This window comes from Mesorhizobium sp. Cs1321R2N1 (genome assembly GCF_037179725.1).
Taxonomy (GTDB): domain Bacteria; phylum Pseudomonadota; class Alphaproteobacteria; order Rhizobiales; family Rhizobiaceae; genus Mesorhizobium; species Mesorhizobium salmacidum.
Genome location: NZ_JAPYKP010000241.1, coordinates 1 through 4,484, shown reverse-complemented (window position 1 = coordinate 4,484; position 4,484 = coordinate 1). Strand labels below are relative to the sequence as shown.

The window sequence follows — 4,484 nt, the reverse complement described above, 5'->3', positions numbered from 1 at the left end:
CCTTGTTGAAGAAGCCCGTCATGCTCTGCCGCTGCCGGAGGACGCTCAATGCGAGCGCGACGCACGGCCCGTAACCGCTACCTCAACCGCAGGCGCCCTCCCGCGCAGCGGGTTCGTTCTACGGCCCAAAGCGGCCATTGGACGTCTGTAGCTCGAGATTAATGCAGAAGCGAAGCTCGGCGCGATCAGCCCAGAGGGCGCATCTTCTGAATGAGATCGATGAGCAAGCGCAACGCGGTCGGGACCTGTCGACGGCCAGAGTAGTAAGCATGAAACCCGCCGCTTATTGCCGCCCAATCACCGAGCACCACCCTCAGCGCGCCCGCCTCTAGATGCGGGCGAAGTGCCGGCTCTGAGCCGTAGATGATGCCGACACCGCTGAGCCCCAGACCCACGGAGGAATGACTTGCATCGACGATCAGCGGACCAGGTGTCGCGATCGCGACCTTCTCTCCGCCGCGCTCAAATTCCCAATCGTAAAGCTCGTCGTTCCCCAACCGTATCCGGACACAACGATGATCCACTAAATCGTGCGGATTCAGGGGGGCACCATGGCGCTCGAGGTAGCGAGGGGAAGCGGCTGCGATCCAGCGAATGTCCGGCGAAAGGCGTTGGGCGATCATGTCCTCTGGCACCGTGCCTCCGTATCGGATGCCCGCATCGTAGCCGCCCTCTGTTACGTCAATCATGCGGTTGCTGACGCTGATTTCTAGCTCGACCTCGGGGTAGTGTTCGACGAACGCCGGCATGACCGGGTCGAGGAGCAGTGGCACAGCGTCTTCGAGGACATTAATTCTCACGCGGCCGGATGGTGAATCACGGAACCTGTTCAGGTTGTCCGCTGCTTCGCCAATGGCTGCCAAGGGCCCATCGATCGAGGCCCTGAGTTCCTCGCCTGCGGCGGTGAGGCTGACACTCCGTGTCGTTCTGTTCAACAATCGGACGCCGCGTCGCGCCTCCAGTGCCGTGATGGCATGGCTCAAGGCCGAGGTCGTGACGCCCATCTCCAGCGCGGCGCGACGAAAGTTGCGATGCCTCGCGATCGCCAGGAAGTAGAGAAAATCAGCGATATCCGTCCGGCTTAGCTGCATGGCCCCGAATAGCATGGTGTTGAGTTCTGTTCATCAGCTCATTGCACGCCAGGGCACTAATCCGGATCATTCGAATGAGCTAGTTGTCACTCACCCGATGTGGCCGTGCCGGTTGGCCCCGAAGCGGTCGTGTCGACACAGCACTGAAAACGGCCGCTGAACACGGCCTCACAACTTCGAGGAGCACAACGTGCAAGGCACAGTCCTTTACGGCCCCGGCGACATCCGTTTCGAAGAGGTCCCCGAACCGAAGATACTCAAACCGACTGATGCGATCATCCGCATGGCAGCAAGCTGCGTTTGCGGTTCCGACCTATGGCCCTATCGTGGTCTTGACGGCGAAGCTTCACCGCAGGCCATGGGCCACGAGTATTGCGGTATCGTCGAAGATGTCGGCAGCGCCGTTTCCTCAATCAAAAAGGGTCAGTTCGTCATCGGCTCGTTCTTTGCCTCCGACAACACCTGCCCGCATTGCAATCATGGCTACCAGTCGTCCTGTCAGCAGCGAGAATTCGTGGGTGGGGCGCAGGCTCCATATCTGCGCGTACCGCTCGCGGACGGCACTTTGGTCGCTACGCCCGAATTGCCGACCGAGGACATGATCCCGAGCCTGCTCGCGACCTCCGACGTCTTCGGCACGGGTTGGTTCGCCGCCGATGCTGCCGGCGTAAAGCCTGGCTCTACCGTCGTCGTCGTCGGCGATGGCGCGGTCGGGCAAATGGCGGTTTTGTCAGCCAGGCACTTTGGTGCGGAACGGATCATCGCGATGTCGAGCCACACCACTCGCCAAGAGATGGCGCGGGATTACGGCGCCACTGACATCGTCGCCGAACGGGGTGACGAGGGGGTTGAACGGATCCTCGAAATGACCAGCGGCATCGGCGCCGATGCCGTTCTTGAATGCGTGGGTTCGGAAACCTCGATGTGGCAAGCCATCAAGTCGGCTCGCCCCGGCGGCAAGATCGGCTATGTCGGCGTGCCGCACGGCGTGTCGCTGGATGGCGCCGCGCTGTTCTTCGAACATGTGCACCTACATGGGGGGCCGGCCCCCGTGCGCCAGTACCTGCCCACGCTGATCGACCTGGTGTGGAACGGCAAGGCCAACCCCGGCAAGGTTTTCGATCAGACCCTGCCCCTGAGCCAGGTTGCGGAAGGTTACAGGGCCATGGACAGCCGTTCCGCAATTAAGACGCTGCTGCGTCCCTGAGTTCGATCGATCCCACACAGCAGGGCCATCGCGCAACTAGCACGTGGCCACAAACGGAGGCAGTCATGCCACACATCATAGTCAAGCTTGGTTCAGGCAGAGACGAGAGCAAAAAGGCGGAACTCGCTCAGGCTATCTCGGACACCGTTGTAGCCGTACTCGCATGCGAGACCAAAGTCGTCTCCATAGCGATCGACGATGTCGATCCAGCCGACTGGCCGGAGAAGGTGTTCGTCCCCCACATCGCCGGGAATTTGGCCCGTCTCTACAAAAAGCCTGGTTACGGCACGCTGTAGTTCAGGGACACCACTCATGTCGCAATGGAACTCTGACGACCTGGTTCGGATCGCAAACGCCGACGATCTTCATATCGCACCCCTTCGTGATGATGGGGTCACTTGCGGTACGCCCACTTGGATCTGGTCCGTAGTCGTCGACGGCGGCCTCTATGTGCGCGCCTATAACGGGACCGCTTCTCGTTGGCATCGGTCCGCCGTTGATCAGAAGGCGGGGCAGATCACGATCGCTGGCAGGACGCTCAACGTCGCCTTTGCGCCAGTCGACGGGCCGATCGGTTTGCAGATCGATGATGCCTATCGGACCAAATACACACGCAGCCCCTACCTCACACACATGATCGGCCCAACGGCCAGGGCCGCCACGATCAAGATCATCCCCGTCAGCTGAAAACGCTCAGGGCCAAAGAAACGATTTTGACTACCGCGCAGCTACTGCCTTCCCGGCCTTCGGTAGAAAGCGTCAGGTCGCTGACGCGAGCAAGGAGTACTGAAACGTGAATCCAGCGTACGACTTCAAGGGTCAGGTCGCGTTCGTGACAGGTGCGGCCAAGGGCATGGGCCTTGCTACTGCACGGCTGTTTGCCGAGAACGGCGCATCGGTCGTGCTGGCCGATCTCGATGGTGAGCTTGCTCATCGCGAAGCACAGCGGATCGTTGCAGCAGGCGGCACCGCGATTGGCGTGGCTTGCGATGTCGCCGACGAGGCGCAGGTTGCAACAGTTGTCGATCATGTTGTCGCCGAGTATGGCCGGCTCGACATGGCCTTCAACAACGCTGGCATTCAGGTGCCTCCATCCGATGCCGCCGATGAGCCGCTCGACAACTTCGAGCGCGTCACCGCCGTCAACCAACGCGGTGTGTGGGCCTGCATGAAGCACGAACTGCGCGCAATGCGCAGCCAAGGCTCCGGTGCGATTGTCAACTGCTCTTCGCTTGGCGGCTTGGTCGGTCTACCCCTACGCGCCGCCTATCACGGCACCAAGCATGCTGTTATCGGGATGACCCGAAGCGCTGGAGTCGAATACGCCCCCCGCGGCATCCGTATCAACGCGGTCTGCCCAGGCGTTATCGACACGCCGATGGTGCAGGAAATGCTGGACGGGCAGACCGACGCGATGGCTGGAATCATGAAGGAGCAGCCGATCGGCCGGCTCGGCCGCGCCGAAGAGGTTGCGGCAGCTGTGCTTTGGCTATGCAGTCCCGCATCGAGCTTCGTCATCGGAGTCGCGTTGCCGGTGGATGGTGGCTTCACGGCGCATTGACCTGTGGGTCCGCCTTGGGCTCGAAGCAGAACGTGGTGATCGTCCGCCTTTTGCCCAAACCCCTCATTGAGACCCGCGATACTTGAGGGCGTCCACCACTAGAGCGAATGCCGGAGATTGCTGTCGACACTATAGGATAATAGAGGTGCTGACCTGGATAGGTTGGGCACCACTCGTCAAGCTTTTGAGTCAACTGGCCTGCATTCAAGTGGGCTCGAGCGACATGCTCGGGAATGAAGGCAAGACCACCGCCGGCTAAAGCAGCCTTTAGAATGAAGTCTCCGCCGTTAGGCCCGCCTAGTGACCGCGATACTCGGCAGGAGTTATTGAAGCTCTGTCCCCGTTCCCCTCGAACGTGACTGCGAAGCCGATGTTGACGCGGGTCCGGCCGGCCACCCCCATCCGTGAATGTCCCCTAGTGGCGCAAAGTCGCCCTCGCTGTGCCGGCTCCGAACGTCGGCTTTCAGCCCGATCATCCCGAAAGCGGACCTTCCGCTCCCGTGAAGAGTTTCGGGCGCCGGCACGCGTACGAAAGTCCCCGAGGAAGGAACCCGCGGGCCACAGGCGATGGCTATGGGGATTTCAGATTCCGGCTGATGTCAGCGGTGGCGCGACCGTCTCCGGA

6 protein-coding genes are annotated in these 4,484 nt (G+C 61.2%); 4 read left to right on the top strand and 2 right to left on the bottom strand.

Features of this window, described 5'->3' with window-relative positions; genetic code table 11:
• Positions 1-185: 185 nt before the first annotated feature.
• Entirely contained in the window at positions 186-1,106 is a 921-nt protein-coding gene (locus tag O7A61_RS31110) for a LysR family transcriptional regulator (protein WP_337133008.1), read from the bottom strand.
• Between the two features lie 175 nt (positions 1,107-1,281).
• Between O7A61_RS31110 and O7A61_RS31105 the strand changes: the two genes are divergently transcribed.
• The 3 genes from O7A61_RS31105 (at position 1,282) to O7A61_RS31095 (ending at position 2,985) form a co-directional block, all read left to right on the top strand.
• Positions 1,282-2,298 (top strand): zinc-dependent alcohol dehydrogenase family protein, encoded by a 1,017-nt coding sequence (locus O7A61_RS31105; protein ID WP_337133007.1) that lies wholly within the window; start codon positions 1,282-1,284, stop codon positions 2,296-2,298.
• A gap of 65 nt (positions 2,299-2,363) precedes the next feature.
• Positions 2,364-2,594, top strand: coding sequence for a tautomerase family protein (locus tag O7A61_RS31100; protein WP_027146663.1), 231 nt, complete (start codon positions 2,364-2,366; stop codon positions 2,592-2,594).
• Positions 2,595-2,610: 16 nt separating this feature from the next.
• Entirely contained in the window at positions 2,611-2,985 is a 375-nt protein-coding gene (locus O7A61_RS31095) for a DUF2255 family protein (RefSeq protein ID WP_337133006.1), read from the top strand.
• Here the strand turns inward: O7A61_RS31095 and O7A61_RS31090 are convergent.
• Positions 2,978-3,232 (bottom strand): hypothetical protein, encoded by a 255-nt coding sequence (locus O7A61_RS31090; protein ID WP_337133010.1) that lies wholly within the window; start codon positions 3,230-3,232, stop codon positions 2,978-2,980. The two genes, O7A61_RS31095 and O7A61_RS31090, sit on opposite strands and share 8 nt — an antisense overlap.
• Here O7A61_RS31090 and O7A61_RS31085 point away from each other — a divergent pair.
• On the top strand, positions 3,152-3,859 hold the full coding sequence (locus O7A61_RS31085) for an SDR family oxidoreductase (RefSeq protein WP_337133009.1): 708 nt from the start codon (positions 3,152-3,154) through the stop codon (positions 3,857-3,859). The two genes, O7A61_RS31090 and O7A61_RS31085, sit on opposite strands and share 81 nt — an antisense overlap.
• The last annotated feature ends 625 nt before the right edge of the window (positions 3,860-4,484 follow it).